1 pseudogene (only partly in view) is annotated in these 611 nt (G+C 54.7%); it reads right to left on the minus strand.

The window, feature by feature from the left end:
* Positions 1 to 557, minus strand: a pseudogene (locus H5T64_13190) (transposase) (it extends 46 nt beyond the left edge of the window).
* Positions 558 to 611: the final 54 nt, after the last annotated feature.

Genomic DNA, 611 nt, shown 5'->3' on the forward strand with positions numbered 1-611 from the left:
CTGGTGATGATCTCTGCCTGGGCGTTGAAACTGACATGCTGCTTGTACCCGTAAAAGTATTGTGGCTGTTTTCGGACTCCTCTCTCCCCTCGCACTTTTTTGCTTCCCTTCACCCCCCAACTGGCGTGGTTGTCCCGAGGGGGTTTGCCTTCCTTCTGCCTGTGTTCTTCCTTCTCCACGTTCACATCGGCGATGGAATGGGTGCTATCTACAACCTGGATGGAGCCGAAGGCCACGCCCCGTTCCTGGGCCAGGCGGACGATCTCTTGGAGTAGGCTCTGGTAGGCAGCCAGTTTGCCATTCTCCAGGATGCGATTCTTGAAAGCAGTCAGAGTGCTGTGATCAGGGGCCCTCTCGTCTACTCCGAGGCCCAAGAAATACTTTACCGGCAGGTAGAAGTTAGCCAGGTCTTCTGTATCACGCTCAGAGATATTGTACAAGTAGGAGACGAGCAGCATTTTTAAGACCACGGCCGGGTCATAGGGCGGACGCCCCTCCTGGGCGTGGCCTCTGTAATATTGCACTAGTTTCGCGGTGAATTGCTCCCAAGGGACCACGTGATTCCTGAGATTCGGACATGAGTTCGGACATGCAGGGGTGAACGAATGGAT

The organism is Chloroflexota bacterium, from assembly GCA_014360825.1.
GTDB lineage: Bacteria > Chloroflexota > Anaerolineae > UBA2200 > JACIWT01 > JACIWT01.